Origin of the sequence: Phaeocystidibacter luteus (assembly GCF_008933115.1) — a bacterium.
Taxonomy (GTDB): Bacteria; Bacteroidota; Bacteroidia; order Flavobacteriales; family Schleiferiaceae; genus Phaeocystidibacter; species Phaeocystidibacter luteus.
This window is the reverse complement of record NZ_WBVO01000001.1, coordinates 154,827-177,400: the sequence shown is the minus strand read 5'-3', so window position 1 is coordinate 177,400 and position 22,574 is coordinate 154,827. Positions and strand designations below refer to the sequence as shown.

16 protein-coding genes are annotated in these 22,574 nt (G+C 47.0%); 10 read left to right on the top strand and 6 right to left on the bottom strand.

What is annotated here, in order from left to right:
• Nucleotides 1-3 precede the first annotated feature (3 nt).
• The 4 genes from ffh to F8C67_RS00690 form a co-directional block, all read right to left on the bottom strand.
• Nucleotides 4-1,335: a signal recognition particle protein gene (gene ffh / locus F8C67_RS00705; protein WP_151665864.1), complete on the bottom strand. Its 1,332-nt coding sequence runs from the start codon at nt 1,333-1,335 to the stop codon at nt 4-6.
• Nucleotides 1,336-1,443: 108 nt separating this feature from the next.
• A complete protein-coding gene (gene argS, locus F8C67_RS00700; protein WP_151665863.1) occupies nt 1,444-3,222 on the bottom strand; it encodes an arginine--tRNA ligase in 1,779 nt (592 codons plus the stop codon).
• A gap of 21 nt (nt 3,223-3,243) precedes the next feature.
• Nucleotides 3,244-4,182 carry an arginase gene (locus tag F8C67_RS00695; RefSeq protein ID WP_151665862.1) on the bottom strand — a complete coding sequence of 313 codons (939 nt, stop codon included), beginning with the start codon at nt 4,180-4,182 and terminating at the stop codon, nt 3,244-3,246.
• A gap of 129 nt (nt 4,183-4,311) precedes the next feature.
• Complete coding sequence (locus tag F8C67_RS00690; protein ID WP_151665861.1) at nt 4,312-4,899, bottom strand: hypothetical protein; 588 nt, start codon at nt 4,897-4,899, stop codon at nt 4,312-4,314.
• Between the two features lie 378 nt (nt 4,900-5,277).
• Between F8C67_RS00690 and F8C67_RS00685 the strand changes: the two genes are divergently transcribed.
• The 6 genes from F8C67_RS00685 to ribB are packed head-to-tail and all read left to right on the top strand — an operon-like array spanning nt 5,278 to nt 13,309.
• On the top strand, nt 5,278-7,752 hold the full coding sequence (locus F8C67_RS00685; RefSeq protein WP_151665860.1) for a DNA translocase FtsK: 2,475 nt from the start codon (nt 5,278-5,280) through the stop codon (nt 7,750-7,752).
• A 4-nt stretch (nt 7,753-7,756) separates the two neighbouring features.
• Entirely contained in the window at nt 7,757-8,419 is a 663-nt protein-coding gene (locus F8C67_RS00680; protein ID WP_151665859.1) for a LolA family protein, read from the top strand.
• Nucleotides 8,416-9,867: an LptF/LptG family permease gene (locus F8C67_RS00675; protein WP_151665858.1), complete on the top strand. Its 1,452-nt coding sequence runs from the start codon at nt 8,416-8,418 to the stop codon at nt 9,865-9,867. Before F8C67_RS00680 ends, F8C67_RS00675 begins: the two co-directional genes overlap by 4 nt.
• Nucleotides 9,839-11,023: a glycosyltransferase gene (locus F8C67_RS00670; protein ID WP_151665857.1), complete on the top strand. Its 1,185-nt coding sequence runs from the start codon at nt 9,839-9,841 to the stop codon at nt 11,021-11,023. Before F8C67_RS00675 ends, F8C67_RS00670 begins: the two co-directional genes overlap by 29 nt.
• Nucleotides 11,020-12,198: a glycosyltransferase gene (locus F8C67_RS00665; RefSeq protein ID WP_151665856.1), complete on the top strand. Its 1,179-nt coding sequence runs from the start codon at nt 11,020-11,022 to the stop codon at nt 12,196-12,198. Before F8C67_RS00670 ends, F8C67_RS00665 begins: the two co-directional genes overlap by 4 nt.
• Nucleotides 12,158-13,309, top strand: coding sequence for a 3,4-dihydroxy-2-butanone-4-phosphate synthase (gene ribB, locus F8C67_RS00660; RefSeq protein WP_151665855.1), 1,152 nt, complete (start codon nt 12,158-12,160; stop codon nt 13,307-13,309). Before F8C67_RS00665 ends, ribB begins: the two co-directional genes overlap by 41 nt.
• Here ribB and F8C67_RS00655 read toward each other — a convergent pair whose 3' ends face one another.
• Complete coding sequence (locus F8C67_RS00655; RefSeq protein ID WP_151665854.1) at nt 13,310-17,770, bottom strand: translocation/assembly module TamB domain-containing protein; 4,461 nt, start codon at nt 17,768-17,770, stop codon at nt 13,310-13,312.
• A 126-nt stretch (nt 17,771-17,896) separates the two neighbouring features.
• On the opposite strand from F8C67_RS00655, the gene tsaD reads away from it, so the two are divergent.
• The 4 genes from tsaD to F8C67_RS00635 are packed head-to-tail and all read left to right on the top strand — an operon-like array spanning nt 17,897 to nt 21,044.
• On the top strand, nt 17,897-18,916 hold the full coding sequence (tsaD, locus tag F8C67_RS00650; protein WP_151665853.1) for a tRNA (adenosine(37)-N6)-threonylcarbamoyltransferase complex transferase subunit TsaD: 1,020 nt from the start codon (nt 17,897-17,899) through the stop codon (nt 18,914-18,916).
• A 57-nt stretch (nt 18,917-18,973) separates the two neighbouring features.
• On the top strand, nt 18,974-19,432 hold the full coding sequence (locus tag F8C67_RS00645) for an ATP-dependent zinc protease family protein (protein WP_151665852.1): 459 nt from the start codon (nt 18,974-18,976) through the stop codon (nt 19,430-19,432).
• The gene (gene rimK / locus F8C67_RS00640; RefSeq protein WP_151665851.1) at nt 19,429-20,340 is read left to right on the top strand and encodes a 30S ribosomal protein S6--L-glutamate ligase; all 912 of its coding nucleotides are present in this window, start codon (nt 19,429-19,431) and stop codon (nt 20,338-20,340) included. Before F8C67_RS00645 ends, rimK begins: the two co-directional genes overlap by 4 nt.
• Nucleotides 20,340-21,044, top strand: coding sequence for an RsmE family RNA methyltransferase (locus tag F8C67_RS00635; protein WP_151665850.1), 705 nt, complete (start codon nt 20,340-20,342; stop codon nt 21,042-21,044). The genes rimK and F8C67_RS00635 overlap by 1 nt, the downstream gene beginning before the upstream one ends.
• Here F8C67_RS00635 and hutH read toward each other — a convergent pair.
• Entirely contained in the window at nt 21,041-22,549 is a 1,509-nt protein-coding gene (gene hutH, locus F8C67_RS00630) for a histidine ammonia-lyase (protein ID WP_151665849.1), read from the bottom strand. The genes F8C67_RS00635 and hutH overlap by 4 nt on opposite strands.
• Nucleotides 22,550-22,574: the final 25 nt, after the last annotated feature.

Genomic DNA, 22,574 nt, shown 5'->3' with positions numbered 1-22,574 from the left:
CGTTTAGCGCATTCCGCGCATCATGTTCATCATGTTACGCTTACCACCTTGGCTCTGCATCATCTTCATCATTTTGCTCATATCGGCAAATTGCTTGAGAAGCTTGTTTACTTCCGTGATGTCGCGTCCCGCTCCACGAGCAATGCGCTTTCTTCGAGAACCATTGATTACGCTTGGATTCGTGCGCTCTTCCGGTGTCATAGAATGAATCATCGCTTCGATGTGCTTGAAGGCATCATCGTCGATATCGATGTTGCGCATCATCTTGCCCATACCCGGAATCATGCCCATCAAATCCTTCATGTTACCCATCTTCTTGATCTGCTGAATCTGATCCAAGAAATCGTCGAAGCCAAACTGGTTCTTCGCGATTTTCTTCTGCATGTCGCGTGCCTTCTCTTCATCGAACTGCTCTTGAGCGCGTTCAACCAAGGAAACGACATCACCCATGCCCAAGATTCTGTCGGCCATACGGCTCGGATGGAAAACGTCGAGCGCATCCATCTTCTCACCTGTACCAACAAATTTGATAGGCTTATCTACAACGGCTTTGATGGTAAGTGCAGCACCACCACGTGTATCACCGTCTAGTTTCGTTAGAATCACACCGTCGTAGTCCAACACATCGTTGAACGCCTTGGCGGTGTTCACGGCATCCTGACCAGTCATCGAATCGACTACGAAAAGGGTCTCATTCGGCTCAACTGCGGTATGGACTGCCTTGATCTCGCGCATCATCTCTTCGTCAATCGCCAAGCGACCCGCGGTATCGATGATTACGAGGTTATGTCCGTTTGCCTTTGCGTGTGCAATGGCTGCTTTAGATATCTCTACCGGATCTTTGCTCTCTTTGTTGGAGAAAACATCTACGCCAATCTGCTCACCAAGTACGTGAAGCTGGTCAATCGCAGCCGGACGATAAACGTCACACGCAACGAGCAAAGGCTTACGTGTTTTCTTTGTTTTGAGATAGTTCGCGAGTTTCGCTGAGAAGGTCGTTTTACCAGAACCTTGCAATCCCGACATCAAGACTACCGCTGGCTTTCCTTCGATTTTGAAATCGGCAGCCTCGCCGCCCATGAGACTAGCCATCTCATCGCGAACGATTTTGGTCATAAGCTGACCAGGCTTGAGGCTCACGAGTACGTCAGAACCGAGTGCCTTTTCCTTTACCGTATCGGTAAACTGCTTGGCAATTTTGTAGCTCACATCGGCGTCCACCAAGGCACGGCGGATCTCTTTTACCGACTCGGCAATGTTGATTTCTGTAATCTTGTTTCTGCCCTTCAGAATGTGAAAGGCACTATCTAAGCGATCGCTAAGACTCTCAAACATAAAATTGGCTTTGCAGAATGAACGGCAAAGGTAAGGAATGACGAGCACAGAGAGAAGTCGATTTTAAACCTCCTACTCTCCGCAAAATCCTACCAAAAACCGATATAATTACATGCGCTCTGGAACCTCGATACCAAGCACACCAAGACCTCTTTCAATGATACCTCCTACCGTGTCCGCCATCTTCAAACGGAAGGAAGCTTGCTCCGGAGTTTCCGCATTCAAGATGCTGGTATTTTGATAGAAGCCATTGAACTGTTTGGTCAAGTCGTAAACGTAAGCCGCAACAATTGAAGGACTTAGCTCATCAGCTGCCTGCTGTATAGTCTTCGGAAACTGACTCATCGATTTGATCAACTCGCGCTCCCTATCGTCCAATTCGTAGGCATCGTAATCAACTGCGGGCAAGTCTTTCGCCTTTCGCTTAAGCGACTGAATTCTTGCGTAGGTGTATTGAATGAATGGTCCGGTGTTTCCGGCAAAGTCGATAGACTCTTCCGGATTGAACATCATGCGACGCTTTGCATCAACACGTAAAATGAAGTACTTGAGGGCACCTAGTCCAATCTTGCGGTACAATTCCGCTTGCTCCGCCTCATCAAGCCCATCAACCTTGCCGAGCTCCTGAGCAATGTCTTGCGAGGTTGAAATCATTTCATTCATGAGGTCGTCAGCATCTACAACGGTCCCCTCACGCGACTTCATTTTTCCAGAAGGAAGGTCCACCATCCCGTACGACAAGTGATAGAGCTTTTCGGCCCATTCGTAACCGAGTTTCCCGAGAATTAAGAAGAGTACCTTGAAGTGGTAATCTTGCTCGTTTCCAACTACATAGGTTAGACTATCAATATTGAAATCGGCAAAACGCTGAATAGCTGTACCGATGTCTTGCGTTATGTAAACACTCGTACCGTCTTTTCTCAGCACGAGCTTTTCATCTAGACCTTCGTCGGTCAAATCAATCCACACAGAACCGTCTTCGCGGCGATAGAACACACTGCTTTCCAGCCCGCGCTCAACGTCGGCCTTACCTAAAATGTAGGTCTCGCTTTCGTAGTAGTTTTTATCGAAGTGGGCACCAAGGCGTTCGTAGGTTTCATCAAAGCCATCGTACACCCATTGGTTCATTGTCTTCCAGAGCTTCACAACTTCATCGTCGCCAGCTTCCCATTTTTGAAGCATTTCTTGGGCTTCAATCATGAGTGGGGCTTTGGCTTCTGCCTCTTTGGCGTCCATGCCAGATTCCACCAATTCTTTTTGTTGAGCGCGGTAGCGTTTGTCGAACTCAACATAATACTTACCAACAAGCTTATCGCCTTTCATTCCAGTTGACTCAGGCGTTTCACCTTCGCCAAACTTCTGCCAAGCGAGCATGCTTTTGCAAATATGGATTCCGCGGTCGTTCACAATCTGAACGTTCACCACATTGCGACCGCTTGCCTTCAAGATTCTCGATACGGACGTGCCAAGAAGTATGTTTCTAACATGTCCGAGGTGCAACGGCTTGTTCGTATTTGGCGAGGAATACTCTACCATTGCGGCCGGTGCGTTAGGATCTGGCTGGGTGAATCCCCAAGCCTCATGTTCAGCAATTTGCCTAAAGGTGGCTGACCACTGTGCTTCGCCAATAACGATATTCAAGAAGCCTTTTACCACGTTGAATCCTGCTACCTCACTCATGCGAGCCTGTAGTGCAGAACCGATTTCAGCTGCGGTATCCTCCGGTTTTTTTCTACTAGCGCGAAGGTATGGGAACACCACGAGGGTAACGTCTCCTTCGAATTCCTTGCGGGTTTCTTGGAGATCAATTTGTGGTACATCAAGGTCGTACAGCTCTTTGAGAACGGCTTGTACTTCTGAGGCTACTTTTTGACGAATATCGCTCATTGAATATCGATTGATCGATGTTTACTTTCTCTTTTCTAATGCTTCCACGGTGGCTTTAAGGCAACGGAAAGCAGCTTCACCCATGGCATTCCCTTTATCATCTAAAAGCGGATTCACCTCTGTGAACTCCATACATGCGACCTTTTCATTGGCAGCATAAAGTTGCAAGAACTCTGTCGCTTCAGCTTCGGTAAGCCCTCCGGGAACTGGAGTACCTGTGCCGATGGAAACTTCTGGATCCATACTATCTACATCGAAAGTCACATAGATGATATCGCAATCCTTCAATCGCTCGAGGGATGCTTCATAAATAGCCTTCACTCCTTTCTCACGAACATCTTCAGTTCGGTGAACGGCCATGTTGTATTTATTGATGAGGTGAACCTCAGGCTCTTCTGAACTGCGAAGTGCGATGAACACGATATCTTCTGGCTTCACTCGCTGTCGAGATCCTTTCATTTGATCCCAGCTGCGCAGCGCTGTACCACGCACATCGTTGATGGCAGACTCCTTATTGTCTTCCGCAATGGCTGTGGCTAGTGGCATACCGTGAACGTTGCCAGAAGGAGAGGTATATGGAGAGTGAAGATCGCTATGTGCATCAATCCAAACCACTCCAAGTCTCTTACCCGGATTAGCTTGAGCAACACCGGCAATCGTTCCACCTGCGTTGGAATGGTCGCCTGAAATAACCAGTGGGAAATCTTGATCGTCCATGGTTTCTGCAACCTGAGCTGCAATTCTGCGGTACATCTTTACAACCCCTTTGATTCGCTTGCCATAGGGATTATCTACATGTTCGAAGAGCAGGTTGTTGGCCGTTTCGACATCAATCGGTTCATATCGCTTAAAGAACGTTGGGTCCACATGAAGTGACGCCGTTTTGATCGCCTTATATCCCAAGCTTGCGCCGCGTGTTCCTGCGCCGAGCTCAGATGGAGCGTTAATCAATTGAATCATAGAGCCTTCTTTGTCGGCAAAATTGGATGCCGTAGTTAGTGGCGCAAAAGTAGGTATTATGCGAGACTGGGGAAAGGCAATTGAATTGATTCAACCAGTGTGAAAACTAAATATGTAACTATCCGTATTTCAATTTATCAGTCTTCCTCTCAAACTAACAGCTCCTTGATTGGTAGAATAATTGAAGGAAATTCTATCACTTTCCTCAATCAACAAATCGCCGTCAAGCCCACCTATCGAATTCCGAAAAAACAAGCTATGATCAATTACACCCACTTCTCCCCTTGGAATAATTGTAGTATCACCCGACGAAAAGAAATTGATTAAATACAGATCTACAGACTTACTACCTGTATATCCATATGGCGCTAATGAACCATCATCCAGTAAGTATCGGAAAATGAAATCTATAGAATCTGTGCTGGACTCTTGAGCGAGACGCATCCATTGATTCAAGACCTTTGTTTCTTCATAGTACTCAATCACATAGAAAGCATGAGTTACAGTATCAGAGGTTACACCTGGATAACAAGTCTCATCTTCTGGAAATTCAATGACATGTGTAACAGTAAAAGTTAGAGGACGTTGAATCTGTGGATAAGGGAAGCTCCTCAGTATTGATTCCCCTTCTAAGGTATCTGCTCCAACGTACCATGTGTGTATAACATCTTCACTTTGATCTACTGCCGAAAACTGAACCAGTGTACCGATTAGCACACTATCAACTTCTATGAACTCAGCGAAGCTAGGCCTGGTGAAAACTCTATCTGAAGCAGTAAATTCAGCGGAAGGACTGCTAACATTATAACAAGGATCATAGTTTTCACACGCTGGGTCGGCGGGATTATAGCATGTTTCATCTCGACAAGCATGGAGAACGCACATACTTAGTAAGAGAAAGAGGACATAGGAATGTAGACGCATTATTTGAGAGGGTTGAGAGTGGAATGCAGCAGCAAGATAGTCAAAGTACTGTTCACAGATTGCGATTTCAAGTCTAATATTCTATCTACATCCCATTGTGCAAAACCCATCTCAACCCACCGTTCTTCAGACCGCAATTATTTTACCTTTGATGCGTTCCGAACATCCATTATGGCCAAAACCAAGAAGCAAACAAAGAAGACCAGCAAACCCAAGACTCCTCTTTTCGAGGGCTGGAAAGAGGCTGCGAAAGATAGAAGCGTACACGTTGTTGTAGGTCTAGCCCTGATTTTCATCGCGGCTTTCATGACCATCGCCTTCATCTCGTTCCTATTCTCATGGGACGCCGATCAAAGTCAATTCCAACAGTCTTTCTGGGAGTTGATGGGTAATCCTGAGTACGAGGTAAGCAACATTCTCAGCAAATTAGGTGCGGCGCTCGGACAAGTCTTCGTTTTCAAGTGGTTCGGAATTGCCGCCTTCGCAATTCCCATTTTCTTGGGCGCCATCGGGCTTAAAGTCAGCTTCAAGTTCAGTCCTTACCCCCTACTCAAAATTTTCCGAGTAACCGTATTCCTCTCCCTTTGGCTCTCGGCGTTTACCGCGTTTTTAGCTGGGGTTGAACATACAGTCCTCTCAGGAGGTGTCGGTTATTACGTTGCTACCTTCCTTCGTTCCTGGATGGGTATGCTAGGCCTCGGACTGCTTTTCGTGTTTACACTCATCGCATGGCTCGTTTTGGTAATGAAGGTGACTCCCGACAGCCTAGCCGCTGGGGCGAAGGCCATTCTTCAAAAGTTATCTCGACCAAAAACAGAACCTATCGCAGAAACAACCGTCCCTACTCCTACTCCTGCTGTGGAAGACGAAGTAGCGCCAGAAGTTGATTTTGATCAGAACGAAGAGACGGAAGAAGAAACGGTTGAAGAACCACAACTCAAGTCGGAATTAGAGATTAAAACGCCTCAGCCAGAAGCAGAAGTAGAGGTCGAAGCCAGTAATACGGAGCCCGAGCCAAAGCCGGAGCCAACTTCGAGCGAAGGTCCAGAGATGGACGTAGAAGCCGCCGTGGAGGAAGAATCACTTTCAGAGAAGGAAGTGAACAAGAAGGTGAAAGAGTTTGGTGAATACGACCCTAAGCTCGACCTATCTCGTTTCAAACTTCCACCTCTCGACTTGCTGGTTGAACATGGCGATGGAAACATCACGATTGATCAAGAAGAACTCGAAGCGAACAAGAATAACATCGTCAACACGCTTCAGAACTATAAAATTGGAATTGAGAAGATTAAGGCGACCATCGGACCAACCGTCACGCTTTATGAAATCATTCCGGAAGCGGGTGTACGCATCTCCAAGATTAAGAACTTGGAAGATGATATTGCGTTGAGTTTGGCCGCTCTCGGCATCCGTATTATCGCGCCAATTCCGGGTCGAGGCACAATTGGTATCGAAGTGCCAAACAAGAATGCAAGCGTCGTATCCATGCGCGCCGTGCTTACTTCAGAGAAGTTCCAAAACACCAAGTTCGATCTTCCTGTAGCACTGGGCAAAACCATCAGCAATGAAACACTTGTAGCCGACCTCGCAAAGATGCCTCACCTCCTCATGGCCGGTGCAACAGGTCAAGGTAAATCCGTTGGATTGAACGCCATCCTTGCGAGTATCCTCTACAAGAAGCACCCAGCACAAGTGAAGTTTGTACTTGTGGATCCTAAGAAGGTGGAACTCACGCTGTACAACAAGATTGAGCGTCACTATCTCGCCAAATTGCCAGATACTGAGGACGCCATCATTACAGACACCAGTAAGGTGATCAATACGCTCAACTCGCTGTGTATTGAGATGGACAACCGTTACGAACTGCTCAAGTCTGCAATGGTTCGAAACATCAAAGAATACAACGCGAAGTTCATCAACCGAAAGCTCAACCCAGAAGAAGGTCACCGCTATTTACCGTACATCGTTTTGGTGATTGATGAGTTTGCGGACTTGATCATGACCGCCGGTAAGGAGGTAGAAACCCCTATCGCGCGTCTAGCTCAGCTCGCACGTGCTATCGGTATTCACTTGATTATCGCCACTCAGCGTCCATCTGTGAACGTAATCACCGGTATCATCAAAGCAAACTTCCCAGCGCGTATCGCCTTCCGTGTGACGTCTAAGATTGATTCTCGTACCATTCTAGATGCTGGCGGTGCTGACCAACTCATTGGTAAAGGGGATATGCTCTTTTCACCAGGTAATGAGCTCATTCGACTTCAGTGCGCATTCCTCGATACACCGGAAGTAGATGAAATCACAGAGTACATCGGAAATCAACAGGCCTATCCCGAGGCGTATCTACTACCAGAATACGTCGGTGAAGAATCGTCAGGCGGCGGTGGCGCTTTGGCAGATGAAGACCGCGACGCGCTATTCGAAGATGCTGCCAGAATTGTGGTAATCCATCAGCAAGGTTCTGCTTCCCTACTCCAGCGCAAACTCAAGTTGGGCTACAACCGTGCGGGTAGAATTGTTGACCAACTCGAGGCAGCCGGAATCATTGGTCCGTTTGAAGGTTCGAAGGCACGACAAGTTCTTGTGCCAGATGAAGTATCTTTGGAACAGAAATTGAACCCGGGTAGTGCAGACATTGAATCCTAAGATTATGCGCCATTTTATTTTGAGTGCGGCAATGGTATTGTCCACGCTTTCTTTTGCACAAACCAACGAGCAGGCCAAGGCCCTTCTCGAAGAAGTCAAAACGAACCTCTTGTCCTTTACGGATCAAAAGATCAGCTTCACCAGTATTATTGAAATCCCAACGCAGAATCCCGATAATCCAAAGATGACACGCGAAAGCTCGGGTACGGTTACTATTGTTGGGGAGAACTATAAGGTTGAAACAAACGGACAGACCATCTTGCTGAATGGAAACCGTGCCTACGTGATTGCTCCAGACGACCGCGAGGTGACCGTTCGTGTTTTGGAAGATGAAGACATGGCCTTTACCCCGAACGGCGTATTAGCGCGATTCGAAAACGGCTCTAGTCTAGCCATGGCAGGGAAAGAAACCATTGATGGAAAAACCATTCAGTACGTGAAGGTTCGTCCGAATGGCAGCGAAGAAATCCGCGACATTGTCATCGGTATCGATATGTCTACAAAGCGCATTTACAGCTATACCGAATATGGCACGAATGACGTTGTCACCAAGTACATCATCAATAATTATGAGGTGAACACGGGAGTTGATGCTTCTGAGGTTCGCTTCGACCGTTCGAAATACGAAGGATGGCGCATCAATGAACCGCGCCGCCGACGCCGATGAAAAGACTCGACCGATACGTACTCTTAAGTTTCGTCAAGGTATTTATCCCCACCCTCCTAGTGAGCGTGTTCACCTTGATGATGCAGCTCTTGTGGAAATACATCGATTACTTGGTAGGCCGAGGAATCGAGTGGTACTACATCGTTGAGCTGCTTTTCTTTTGGTCAGCACAGGTTGTACCCATGGCGCTTCCCATCGCCGTTCTACTAAGCTCTATCATGACCTTTGGCGGTTATGGAGAGCACTACGAGCTCGCCGCCATGCGATCTGCCGGCATTTCGCTTTACAGGATCATGCGGCCGCTCATCATATTGATGTGCTTCATTGCTGTAGGGATGTATTACTTCTCGAACGACCTCATTCCCGTCGCCAACTTCAAGGGAGAAAACCTCCTTATCAACATCAGTAAACAAAAGCCCGCATTTAACCTGATGCCTGGCGTGTTTTATGATGGTATCGAAGGATACGCGATCAAGATTGGAGCGAAAGAAGAGAACAGCATTTCCGATGTGTACATCTACGATTTCACTGGTGGCGATCGTCGTCGCAGCAAAGTGATCATCGCCGAGTCTGGAGAAATGAACCTCATCGAGAATGATAACTATCTCGAATTCAAGCTCTACAACGGCGCAACGTACGAAGAACTCACTCCTCAAGCTCGTCACGATCGAGACGACGGGCTTCACGTCAAATCAGAATTCGAACAAACAACGCTGAGGATTTCCATGCTCAGCCTCTCTCAGGGGGACATGAACCAGGTAAACCGGAGGAAACATTACAGGATGTTGAATACCGATCAGCTACTGGTCACCTACGATTCACTCAGCCTTCACTTCAAGGGACGTCAGAACGACATGGCCGAAATCATGTCGAAGAAGTACTGGTACTCTCAAGCAAATGTGGACACTTCCTTTACAACCACGAGGGGTCCTAACTTCCTGCAAGACATCCCGGTATCCTTGCGGAGAAGAGCTGTGGAAAATGCACTAAGACTTGCTAGGAACAATCGAAGCCAGTACATGGATCAGCGAGAAGAGTTTGATTATCGCTTGAAGTATATGGCTCGACATCTACTCGAGTGGCACAAGAAATACGCGGTGAGCATTGGTTGTTTAATCCTCTTTTTCATTGGTGCTCCGTTTGGTGCAATCATTCGAAAAGGCGGTGTCGGGCTCCCCTTTGTGGTGAGCATCGTCCTCTTCCTCGTATACCACGTGCTCATTACCATATTTGGAAAAATGGGCGAAGCCGGTGATCTCTCCGCCTGGCTAGCGGTTTGGCTTCCTTCCATCATTCTCTTGCCGATTGGAATTACATTGACGGTAAAAGCGGCACGCGACTCTTCTATTCTCGACGCTGAATCTTACCTTCGCCCAATTCGTTGGCTAACACAACTATTCAAGGCACGGAAGAAGAAGAATGAAGAGAGTTCTACTCCTTTGCAATAAGGTTCCATTTCCACCAAGAGACGGCAGTACAATCGCCATGGCAAGCACAATCAGAAGCTTGATCCATGCTGGGGCTGAAGTGACCGTACTCGCTCTGAATACAGCAAAACACAAGGTGGTCGACTTTTCGGCTGTTGACAAACCCGATGGTGTAAACTGGAACATCATTGATGTAAACACCTCCCCTTCCTTTACTGGCCTGCTATCAAACACACTATTCTCCACTAATTCGTACATGGTTACCCGATTCGACCGCAAGGACGTTCGCAGAAAGCTTCGTCGAATTTTAGAGAGCGAAGCATTTGATGCGGCATTGATAGAAGGACTCTTTATGATGCCCTATTCAGACGAGTTCACCGAGCGCAAGATCCCCGTATACATGCGCGCTCACAATGTGGAACATCAGATTTGGGAGCGTCATATTCAGCGCGAGAAATCGGTTTTGCGCAAGGCCATATTGAAGATTCAAAATCGTCGCCTCAAGAAATACGAAACCTCATCTTTATCCGAAGTAAAAGCGGTTTTACCAATTACTGATGTAGACGCACAGTGGTTTTTGAAGTCGCTAAATGAGTCTCAGGTTTACACCTTGCCATGCGGCATTAATCCCGAAAGTTACCCGAACTATCCTTCATCTACTCCGGATGTTTTTCACATTGGCGCAATGGACTGGTTACCCAATGTGGACGGTATAAAGTGGTTTGCACAGAAGGTATGGCCTGAGTTGATGAAAATCAACCGAGAAAGTTCCTTTCACCTAGCTGGCAGACAATCAGATACGCTCGGAATTCATCGTCCTGAACTCGGTTTCTTCGTGGAGGGACAAGTTCGCTCGGCTGAGAAGTTCTATGAAAAGCACGGAATCTTCGTAGTGCCTCTATTATCCGGTAGTGGTATGAGAATTAAGGTGTTAGAAGCGATGGCTTATGGAAAGGCCATCATCGGAACCACCATAGCCGTAGAAGGTATTCCAATAGAATCTGGAGTGCATGGCATCATAGCAGACCAGCCGCGTGAGTTTGCCAAAGCAATAGACAAGCTCATCGTAGATTCTGAGCTCAGACTAGAGCTAGGCAAGAATGCTCGCAAATTGGTTCAGGAAAAATACGATGAACACGTGCTAGGAGTAAATCTCCTTAACTTCATGGCACGATGAACGTCGCCCAATACATCTTTTGGATTTCATTCCTCCTCATTTTGTGGAGTTACATTGGCTACCCGCTCCTACTCTATCTCATGGATGACGAAAGCGATACGTCTCCAAAGTGGGATGACGACCTTCCCGTCGTGGATGTGGTATTCGCAGCATACAACGAGGAAGCCGTGATTGAAGAGAAAATCAAGTCCATCTTCGAATCAGATTATCCTTCAGATAGAATTAACCTGCACATAGGAAGCGATGCGAGCACAGATCGCACAGATGAGATAATCACTTCCCTTCAAGCGGAGCATCCCAATTTGCACCTCCATAGAATGCCGGGTAGGACTGGGAAATCGGGAATCATCAACCACCTCGTTAGCGTATCAAATGCGCCCATCGTCCTGGCTTCCGATGCGAATATCTTCTTCAAATCAGACATGATTCGTCAAATGGTCAATCAACTCTCCGACGAAGACGTAGCACTCGTAGGGGGCACGATTGTCTATCGTGATATGCGCAAAGAAGGTATCGCTGAAGAGGAAGAACTCTACTTGAGCTTTGAGAATCAAATAAAGCGCAGAGAATCGAACATCTGGGGGTTTGCACTTGGAGTAGAAGGCGGTTGTTACATGATCCGAAGAGACTACTTCGAGGAAATCCCGCCGCTCACCTTCATGGAAGACTTCTTCATGACCATGAGTACCATTAAGCAAGGTGGAAAAGTGATTTTTGATACCAATGCACTTTGTACGGAGGATGTATCCGTAGATAAGAGCGAGGAATTCAAGCGTAAGGTGAGAATATCGCTCGGAAACTTCCAGAACCTCAATCGATTCAAAGGGATGATTCTCACCGACTTTTGGCCGTTGGGATTCGCCTTCCTCTCGCATAAAGTCATCCGATGGATTACGCCCATCTTACTGATTTGCACATTGATATCCTCGGCCATTCTCGCATTATTCACACCACAGTGGATTTACGAAATGGCCCTGTACATACAAGTCGTATTGTTGATTCTAGTCGGAATCGACACCCTTTTCCCGTCCTTATCCTCGAGAAGTTCACTCATCCGCTTCGTAGGTCATTTTTATTTGATGAACTTTGCGCTCTTAAAAGGATTACTTATTTACATCCAAGGAGTTGAATCCAATGTCTGGCAACCAACAAAGCGAGCACAAAAGCGCTCTTAACACCATAGAAGAAGCCATTGCTGATATCAAGAATGGCAAAGTAGTAATCGTAGTTGACGATGAGGATCGCGAAAACGAAGGCGACTTCGTAGCCGCAGCCGAACTCGTGTCTCCTGAAATGATCAATTTCATGGCGACTCACGGTCGTGGGTTGATTTGCACCCCGCTTATCGATACACGATGCGATGAACTCGGCCTCGACCTCATGGTAAACAACAACACCGATCCATTGCACACGCAGTTCACAGTGAGTGTGGATCTACGCGGACACGGTGTTACTACGGGAATTTCTGCGTCAGACAGAGCGAAGACAGTTCAGGCGCTTGTGAATAGTGATACAAAACCGGAAGACCTCGGTCGTCCTGGTCACATTTTCCCGTTGAAGGCCAAACCAGGTGGTGTTCTTCGCAGAACGGGCCATACAGAGGCCGCAATTGACCTTGCCAGACTTGCAGGACTATATCCCGCTGGTGTTATTGTAGAAATCATGAATGAGGATGGCACCATGGCCCGACTTCCACAATTGTTGGAGATTGCCGCCGAGCACAACCTCAAAGTAGTATCTATCGAAGATTTGGTAGCCTACCGAATGCAGAAGGAATCACTCATCTCGAAGAAAGAAGAGTTTGTGATTGATACTGATTTTGGACAGTTCACCTTGCACGCATTTGAGCAAACCACCAACGGTCAAGTACACCTAGCCTTATCAAAAGGGAATTGGGAAAAATCAGAGCCCGTGCTTGTTCGCGTTCATTCCGCTGGTGTAGGCAACGACATTTTCCACCTTCTCACTCAATCACCAGGAGTTCAGCTTGAAAAGGCCATGCAAGCGGTAGAACAAGAAGGTAAAGGTGTTATCGTATACATGAACCAGCGCCAAATGACAGGTTCATTGCTCGACAAACTTCGCTCGTACAAGGAATCACTCGATTCTGGCTCTGAGCCGGCAAGAACAAATTCGTTTAGCAAGGATGCCCGCGACTATGGAATTGGGGCCCAGATCTTACACGAATTAGGCGTATCGAAGGTTCGATTACTCACAAATAATCCGATTAAGCGTGTTGGAATTGTAGGGTACGGACTTGAAATCGTGGAAAACGTTACCATGTAACTATTCCTCGGCGGCAGGCTGTTCTTCAGTCCCTTCGTTCGTCTCCACATCGTCGTCATTCTCGTCCGTGTCTTGCTCCGCCTCTACGTCACGTGGTTTGTAGCCGAATATCTTTTGCACTAATTCGTCCCAGGAGTCGAAGTCTGCGCGATAGAATACGCTCACCCCTTGACTGTACGGTGAAAGTTGGTCAAGTGCCGGATTGTTTTGGTTGCTTCGGTTGAAGGCTTTTGCTCTGAATCGACCGTCTTCAGTAATCTTGTATTCGACTTCAATATCGCCCGTAACAGTCTGTTGTGCGGCTCCAGTATTATCTCCTGAGGGGATATCTACAGCGGTGTTCACCCGGATTCTGTCATCAATAAATGCCTTTGAAACTGAAACCTCCCATTCACTCCCTTCAACCTCTGGTTCATTGAATGTGTTGTAAGACAAATTGATATCGGCAAAATCCCCAAAAACAGAATTCGCCGCCCAGTTAGACATTACGTTCGCGAGCTGATTCACACTTTGCTGGCCAACGTCTTCCACAATGCTGTTTTCTGGATTCCAGAAGCTGTTGGTAACCAAGAGCGAGAATGCATTCTCCGTAAGCTTATCCTGATCATTCAAGCGATTTTTGATTTCTTCCTGCCAGCTCGACTGCACGTTAGGAACCTCGATGTCAAAAGTGATGTTTGGGTTCATAAGTGGGCCAGTAAGGTGCATGATGAGATTTACGCGAACCCGTTGTCCGTTGTAGCCATTTCCTGGGGTGACCATCCCAGTGAGGGTAGTACGCGTAGTATGAATGGCCTTGAGGTCTATCGTTGCATCAAACGGATCGCCCGTCCAGTTCAATGTCGACCCTTCCTGAATGATGAAGTCATTTGCGACGATATTCCGCATGCGGAACTTGTACAACCCTTCGGTTACCTGATAATTCCCTAGAATAGAAAGATCGCCCGCCGCACTGAGGTTAATCTTGATGAGTCCACTACCCTGGCCCACAATCTCACCACCAACGGCTTCATCCATCACCAATCGAACCTCAGCTTCGGGTTTCATGTTTGCATTTACAGTGATGCTCAATCCACCAAGATCGTCCACTTTAGCCTCTCTTCGGAAGCCGAATGCTGTAGAATCTACCGATTCCGTCGGGTCTACAAACGTGATGAAATCACTTTTACCTACTTCTGTTGGCGAGGACAGAGGAAGTTTAAGCGAGGTACCTTCTTCCGCTTCAACATCAATTCGAAGGTTCATTTGATCTGTCGGACCAACAATCTTCACGCGTCCAGAAGCATAAGCCTTTCCAAAGAAGAATTGGTTTTGACCTTCCTTCAGGTCCATTCCCAACATATCCTGAGCCTCAATGTCCAAATCGAAAGTGAGATCACTTAGGTTTCTGTGATTGATGAAGCCAGATGCATATCCCGAACTTCCTTCCTTCGTATCTCGAATCTTCACTCGATCGAGAACGATCCTGTCGCTAGACAAGTGAATAGTTGGGCTCCCCTCGAAGTTGTAGTCCGTTCCTAAGAAAGGGATGCCGAATGCAGCGTTTGGAAGCTCTAGGTCCCCATCAAGCGTAGGTTTATCCAATGTGCCAGCCACTCGTATCTTTCCTTCTACGGTACCTCTAAGATTATCGAGAATCCCTTGCATGTAGGGGTTAAAGGCATTGAGACGGAATCTACTGAGGTCGATATCCACCAACAACGGTTGGGTTGAATCTTGCGCTATTCTCCCCTCAATTCCCAAGGTTTGACGTGTTCCCAAAGTAATTGAGCCATTCAACTTCTGGATGTTACTAGCGATATCCCAATCGACATTGAGCGCTAGGGTTCCTAAATCGTAGGAGTTCAGTTTTAGACTGTCAACATCTACATACCCAGCCATGCTAGGACTTCCAAGCAGGTCATTCAGAATGATGGTTCCGTCTGCGAAACCTTCAAAGTAGGTGCCTTCTTGACGAAGCAGGTAATTGAGTATGGATAAGTTGAGATTCTTGAGTCGAGCTCGCAGTACTTCATACGGCTCCTCAGATAGATATCCATCCAAGTACAACTCTCCATTTGTCCCAGTCAGCGCATAGTTGACGAACTCGATTCGCTCTCCGTCAATAACCAGCGTATTCTCGGGCGCCATTCTAAGTGTGTCAATCCCCACATTGAACTGAGCAGAGTTCCAGTGAACCTTGAAGCTCGATTCAGTTGGCATAACGACGTACCCATTGAAGTGAACATCAGAGTTTACGGAGTCTTGAATGACCCCTCGGAGATCGAGCGTCGCACTGTCACCATGTACATCAGAATTGAAGGCGATGGATTCTGTTTCATAATCACCATCTCCGAAAATGCTGCGGATGTTACTTCTCACTTTATAAACTCCATCGCGCCCCCTAACACGAATTGCAGTCGTGTCGAAATACGTTCCATACAAGTCCATTCCTGGGCTCGAATAATTGAGTTGAATACCCAGGTCATTCGAATTCAACGAGCCTGAGAGTCGCGTACCGTAGGCAAATCGCACCCCTGGCACCAAGAGCTTAGTGAGGAGGTCCGTTTCCTTTAGCGTGATATCGTACGTACAAGAAATGGGCGATGTAAACGACGGTTCGTATTCGAAATGCTTGTTAACATTAGCAAAGGCCATCAAGAGCGGCTCGTGAATCTTGAGCAGCTTATACTCTCCTTCGATGAGTACATCCATGAAATCGGACGAAAGTTCGTTTCGAGTGATGCTGCCAGCATTGCTGCTCACCAATTCGACCTCGTCATACTGGAATCTTTCCGTTCCCCTTCTGTACGTGATACTGTCGAGTTCAACCTTACCCTGCCACCATTCGCCATTGTAAATGCTGAAATCTGCAACGACTTTAGCTCCGAAATAACTCACGGTATCGCTGATTAGTCCAACAGAATGAAGATCCGTAGAGTCTACAAGCGCAACGAAATCGAATGTAGCCGTATCACTTCCAAAATCAAGCTCTCCGTCGAAATCGACGTTCAAATTTTTATCGTGTATATCGAACTTACCCGTGAACCTGCCGTCTACCACATCTCCCAATACATTGATGTTGCGATACGAATAGCCGTTGTAATCCGCTCTGGAGGCAGAGACATCAATCGAAGCGTTTACAGATTCAGCGGTTAGGCCCCTTCCAGATACTGATCCAGAGGTGGAAAGGTATCCCAATTCGGGATTGTCAAGTAAGGTTGCAAGGTCGAAGCTCTCTAGGGTTAACCGTCCATTGTAGGTCACTTGATCAAGGTCGCTCAAGTCTTTAAAGGAAAGGTTTACATCGGCAAGCCCCAGATTCGTAATAATCTCCCCATTCGTGGTAAAATCGGCCAAGGTCCCTTCGTAGTGTCCCGATAGGTCAATATCCGTAAACTTCTGGGCTAACTCGGGAATTTCACTGTCGATAAATTGAGCTAGATACCTCGACAAATCCGAACCGTTAGTCTTGCAGAAACCTACATATGCATTGAGATATAACTTCTCGGGTTCTGTGCAATCAACCAAGCTCACATCGCCGAAGAATTTGGAATTTCCCACGGCCACATCCACTCGTGAGGCCTTTAAATCGTTGACCGTTCCTTCCACGGATCCTTTGAACTCGAACTGATCGAACTGTGGGAACTGCGGGATGTATGAACGAAACTCGTTGGACGAAACCACACCCTTTTCAAACTTACCCTTGATTCGAACATCGTCTAGGAAGTTTGAAAAGTCGCCCATGTCGCGATACTCCAATCGCGCCCAGCCAACAACTTCCGAACTATCCGTTTTGAAGCTTAGGTCGGTAAGCTCCATATACGTTTCCTGGAGGGCCGCATAGCCTGAAAACTGATGTAGACTAAACCTGCGGTCATCGCGGTATTCGAGTCTTTCAATATCGCCGCTTACATTGCCACCGTTCAGTTTAAAGTCGGAAACACGCACCTCGGCGTCCTTGAAGTCTAGCCATGTACACTCGTCACATCCCAACGGATGCTTAGCGTATGTAAAATCAGAAATTTTGATGTCGTCGAAGGTCATCTGGAACGGTACCTCAGACGTGGTTGTGTCCTCCGAATTAAAGTTCTCAAGCCACATGGCGAAATTGAACAGTGAATCCGTCTCATACTTTCGCATGAGAAGCTTGCCTTTGTCCAATTCAACATCCCCAGCATAGAGATGATTATTTCTAAATCCAGAAAACTCGAAGAGAATGTGTTGGGCATAAATCATCGTATCCTGACGATGGTCTGGAGCGTAAACCCCTTTCAGCACCACACGGTTAGGTAATTGGAAAGATGCAGATTCGATCTGTACTTCAATACCAAACTCTGATTTGAGATAGGCCGTACCCTCCTGAGCTAGACGCGTCTGAACGGCTGGTATAGCCAGAATAAATCCGCACAGGACAATCAGGAGTAACAGTATCCCGAAGGTCCATTTGAACAGCTTCCAAATGCGGCGAAGTATTTTCATAAAAAGCGAAGACGCGGTGCTTAACTCACAAAGCTACAAATATCGAGCCTGAAGCACTTAAAAATTAACGGATAGAGGCAGATTTCCTTGTGCTAAAATCCCTACTCATTGCATTAACTTTGCAACATGAAGAAAAGGGAACTCATTCTCGCTATTGAATCCTCATGTGACGATACGGCCTGCGCGGTAATGGAAGGACGAAAGGTTCTTTCGAACGTGGTGGCCAATCAGAGCGTGCATGCTGAGTATGGTGGCGTAGTTCCAGAACTTGCTTCACGAGCGCACCAGGCGCACATTGTCCCCGTAGTAACCAAGGCCTTAAAGGAAGCCAAAGTAAGTAAGCAGGACCTCGAAGCCATTGCATTTACTAGTGGTCCTGGACTGATGGGCTCTTTACTTGTGGGGACCTCCTTTGCTAAGTCACTTAGCATGGCACTTGGCATTCCGCTTATCGACGTCCACCATATGCGCGCTCATGTATTGGCACACCTGATCGATGGTGATGACATGCGCAATCCAGAATTCCCGTTTTTGTGCCTAACTGTAAGTGGGGGACATACCCAAATAGTTCGGGTTGACAGTCCATTGGAGCTCACGGTCCTGGGAGAAACCATAGATGACGCAGCTGGAGAAGCGTTTGACAAAACGGCCAAACTCTTAGGACTTCCCTACCCGGGTGGACCCGAAGTTGACCGCAGAGCACAAATGGGCAATCCCGATTTTCTAGCGTTTTCGAAACCGCAAATCGAAGGCTACAATTTCAGCTTTAGCGGTCTGAAAACAAGTGTTTTGTACACCCTCCAAGCCAAGCAGAAAGAAGATCCTGAGTTCGTTCAGAATCACATGGACGACATTTGTGCGAGTGTTCAAAAAACCATTATCGAGATACTCCTGAAGAAACTTGTGAAAGTGAGTCGTGATACGGGCATATCACATATCGCAATAGCAGGCGGGGTTTCGGCGAATGTGGGACTTCGCAAAGCATTAGAAACCACGGCAACAGAAGAGAACTGGTCGCTTTACCTCCCTCCTTTTGAGTTTACTACGGATAATGCCGCGATGATTGGAATCGCTGGATATTACCTTTGGAAGGACGGACATTCGGCAGATTTGGGAATTTCTGCCAAAGCTCGAGTGAATTTATAGTTGAGTTCACCTTCTTTCAATTCCCCTTTTATAAGTTTGACGAAATAGCTGTTTTTTATGGCTCCAAAATCGAAAGTTACTATCGGACGTGTAGATGTCCTCTCCCTGCCTGAGTTTGATCTCGATGCGCTAGAATGCAAGATTGATACAGGTGCAGCGCTTTCTGCAATTCACTGTCACAGCGTAAAAGTTGTTGAAAAAGACGGTGAAGAAGAGCTGTGGTTCAAGTTATTAGACAAAAAGCATCCACAATACCAAGGTCAGTACTACAAGACAAAGCACTTCAGAGAACGAAATGTCCGCAATAGCTTCGGACAAGAGCAAAAGCGGTTTAGCTTCATCACGAAAACTCAGATGATGGGCAAAACATACACGTGTGAGTTCACGTTGGCTGACAGAGAAAAGATGAAGTATCCTGTGCTCGTTGGGCGTAACTTGTTGAGACAGGGCTTCGTTGTAGACGTGGCAAAAAGCAACATCTCTCTAAAAGAATCCTCTAAGAAATCTACCAAATGAACCTCGTAATTCTATCCGCCAATAAGAACCTGTATAGCACAAAGCGACTTGTTGAAGCCGCTGAGGCTCGTGGACATACCGTAAGCATCATCAATCACACACGAACGTATGTGGTGATGGAGAGCGGAAACCTGGATATCTACTATGGCGATCACGTCATTTCTGATGTTGATGCCATCATTCCTCGCATCGGAGCATCAGTGACCTATTACGGTTCCGCGATGATTCGTCAGTTTGAAATGCGTCAGGTTTTCACCACCGTAAGTAGCCTTGCCTTGGTGAGAAGTAGAGATAAACTTCGCGCTACACAAATCCTTGCCCGTCACGGAGTAGGCATCCCTAAAACGGCCTTTGCAAAACAGCCGAATGACGTTGATTCATTGATTAAACAAGTTGGCGGCACTCCTTTGATTGTCAAGCTTTTAGAGGGGACTCAAGGTCTAGGTGTTGTTTTGGCCGAAACGCGCAAGGCAGCCAAGAGCGTAATCGAGGCTTTCTACGGACTCAATGCGAATATTCTCGTTCAGGAGTTTATTGAGGAAGCAGGTGGTGCCGATATCCGTGCCGTAGTTGTTGGTGGGAAAGTTGTGGCCGCCTATAAGCGTCAGGGTAAAGAAGGAGAATTCCGAAGCAACATCCACCGAGGCGGCAGTGGCGCCAAAGTAAGATTGACAAAAGCGGAGAAGGATATGGCTGTTAAGGCCGCCCGCGCGCTTGGTCTTCACGTTGCGGGTGTAGATATGCTGCAAAGTAAGCGCGGTCCACTTATCCTCGAGGTAAACTCAAGTCCTGGACTCAAAGGGATTGAATCTACTACGGGTGTTGATGTGGCGTCTATCATTATCGAATACATCGAGAAGAACTACAACAAGTCTCCTGGAGCTAAGAAAGATAAGGTAGGCGCGTAATGCAATTGTTTTACGGACAGGTTGAGGGAGATCGTGTAGTGCTTTCAGAAGATGAAAGCAAGCATGCCATACGTGTACTGCGAAAGAAGAGTGGTGATATCCTCTCTGTAATCGATGGCCATGGTGGATTATACACCGGCCCTATCGTAGAAGAGCATCAGAAGCATTGTGCCATTCAAATTGACGAGCACGTAGAGAATTGGGGAGAAGTTCCGTACGATTTCCATCTGGCAATTGCTCCTACAAAGAACATGGATCGCCTCGAATGGCTATTGGAAAAGTCGGTGGAGATTGGAATTAGCCGCATCTCTCCTATTCTGTGCGAACATTCAGAGCGCAAGGTTTTCAAGCCGGAGAGGCTCGAACGCATCCTGCTTTCAGGAGTTAAACAAAGCTTGAAAGGGAAAATTCCACAGCTGGACCCGCTCGTCAAGTTTAATGACTTTATTGGTCAATCGCGCAGCTATCCGACTTACATCGGATACTGTGGCGAAGGAACAAAGACACCTCTGATTGATCAAATGCGGACGAATGGCAGCTCCGTTTGTGTGATGATTGGCCCCGAAGGTGATTTTAGTCCAGAAGAGTTTCAGAATGCACTCGCGGCTGGAATAACTGGAATCACACTGGGAGATCAAAGGCTTAGAACAGAAACAGCCGCTCTCGCGGCTGTTCATACTGCGCATATTGCCACACTTCTTTAAGCGTAAATGAGTTCAGGGTCGAGTTGGATTTCCTGAATGAACTTAGTTGCTGCCGCCATATCGTTGTGAAGCACTCTATCTATTTCCACAAAAGGAACGTCTTCACGGAACATACCTACAAAAGATTTGAGGAACTCGCTCGTTTCGCCATCTCTGAAAGCCAGAGCTTGAGAGGCGTTCATGAGTTCAACGCCCAAAATTCTTTCGAGGTTCTCTACAACTCTATAGCACTTGGTTGCGGCATTCGATCCCATAGAAACGTGATCCTCCTGCCCATTTGAAGATTCAATACTGTCGACAGAAGCTGGAGAGCATAGTTGCTTATTCTGAGAAACAATGCTCGCAGCTGTGTACTGCGGTATCATAAATCCGCTGTTCAATCCCGGTTTTGCTACTAAGAAAGGAGGCAAACCTCTTCTACCTGAAATCATTTGATAAACGCGGCGTTCGGAAATATTTCCAAGCTCTGCCAATGCGATTGCTAAGTGATCAAGGGCGAGCGCCAAAGGTTGTCCATGGAAATTGCCCGCTGAAATAATCACATCGTCGTCTGGGAACACATTTGGATTGTCGGTTGCCGAATTGATTTCGGTAGTTACCACTTGTGTTACGTACGCGATGGCATCCTTAGAAGCTCCATGCACTTGAGGCATGCAGCGGAATGAATACGGATCTTGAACATGCTCCTTAGCGCGTTCAATTAACTCGCTACCCGCGAGAAACTCACGGATGTTCTTTGCCGTTTTTAATTGTCCGGCATGAGAACGAATAAGGTGTACACGCTCATCAAATGGCTCTTGTCGACCATCGTAGGCCTCAAGACTTACCGAACCGATAAGATCTGCTAGATAGCTGAGCTTATGTGCTTGCATTAACTCCCATGTGGCGTATGCGGACATAAACTGAGTTCCGTTGAGCAGGGCTAGCCCCTCCTTACTCTTCAAAGCAATTGGTTCAAGGTTGAGCGCATCCAAAGCTGATTGGGCATCCATACGCTCCCCTTTGTAAACTACCTCTCCTTTTCCGAGAAGGGGAAGTGACAAATGTGCAAGTGGAGCGAGGTCACCTGAAGCCCCGAGCGAACCTTGTTGGTATACGACAGGCAAAACATCCTCATTATAAAAATCGATGAGGCGTTGTACGGTCTCTAGTTGAGCTCCAGAATACCCAAAACTCAAGCTCTGAACCTTTAATAAAAGCATTAAGCGTACTACATCGGCTGGCACTTCATCGCCTAGGCCACATGCGTGGCTCATTACCAAGTTTTCCTGTAGCTGCTCTAATTCACCCGTGGATATCTGAACATTGCAAAGTGAACCAAACCCAGTGTTGATGCCATAGATTGGTCCCGATTCTCTGGACATCTTTTCGTCGATATAAGATCGAGCCTTAGAAATCTTCTCTACGGCAGAATCGCTCAACGAAAGTGACATATTCTCGAGCAGAATAGACTCAATGAGCTGAATGGTCAACGGCTTTGAACCGATTGCAAATGTTTCTCTCATGGGGTGGTTGAATTTCACCGCAAAG

Excerpts from the sequence above, each read along its gene's own strand:
- F8C67_RS00675 (WP_151665858.1), top strand. The coding sequence starts at position 8,416 with ATGAAAAGACTCGACCGATACGTACTCTTAAGTTTCGTCAAGGTATTT.
- argS (WP_151665863.1), bottom strand. The coding sequence starts at position 3,222 with ATGAGCGATATTCGTCAAAAAGTAGCCTCAGAAGTACAAGCCGTTCTC.
- ribB (WP_151665855.1), top strand. The coding sequence starts at position 12,158 with ATGTCTGGCAACCAACAAAGCGAGCACAAAAGCGCTCTTAACACCATA.
- F8C67_RS00665 (WP_151665856.1), top strand. The coding sequence starts at position 11,020 with ATGAACGTCGCCCAATACATCTTTTGGATTTCATTCCTCCTCATTTTG.
- F8C67_RS00655 (WP_151665854.1), bottom strand. The coding sequence starts at position 17,770 with ATGAAAATACTTCGCCGCATTTGGAAGCTGTTCAAATGGACCTTCGGG.
- ffh (WP_151665864.1), bottom strand. The coding sequence starts at position 1,335 with ATGTTTGAGAGTCTTAGCGATCGCTTAGATAGTGCCTTTCACATTCTG.
- F8C67_RS00680 (WP_151665859.1), top strand. The coding sequence starts at position 7,757 with ATGCGCCATTTTATTTTGAGTGCGGCAATGGTATTGTCCACGCTTTCT.
- F8C67_RS00685 (WP_151665860.1), top strand. The coding sequence starts at position 5,278 with ATGGCCAAAACCAAGAAGCAAACAAAGAAGACCAGCAAACCCAAGACT.
- F8C67_RS00635 (WP_151665850.1), top strand. The coding sequence starts at position 20,340 with ATGCAATTGTTTTACGGACAGGTTGAGGGAGATCGTGTAGTGCTTTCA.
- F8C67_RS00645 (WP_151665852.1), top strand. The coding sequence starts at position 18,974 with ATGGCTCCAAAATCGAAAGTTACTATCGGACGTGTAGATGTCCTCTCC.
- rimK (WP_151665851.1), top strand. The coding sequence starts at position 19,429 with ATGAACCTCGTAATTCTATCCGCCAATAAGAACCTGTATAGCACAAAG.
- F8C67_RS00670 (WP_151665857.1), top strand. The coding sequence starts at position 9,839 with ATGAAGAGAGTTCTACTCCTTTGCAATAAGGTTCCATTTCCACCAAGA.
- hutH (WP_151665849.1), bottom strand. The coding sequence starts at position 22,549 with ATGAGAGAAACATTTGCAATCGGTTCAAAGCCGTTGACCATTCAGCTC.
- tsaD (WP_151665853.1), top strand. The coding sequence starts at position 17,897 with ATGAAGAAAAGGGAACTCATTCTCGCTATTGAATCCTCATGTGACGAT.
- F8C67_RS00695 (WP_151665862.1), bottom strand. The coding sequence starts at position 4,182 with ATGATTCAATTGATTAACGCTCCATCTGAGCTCGGCGCAGGAACACGC.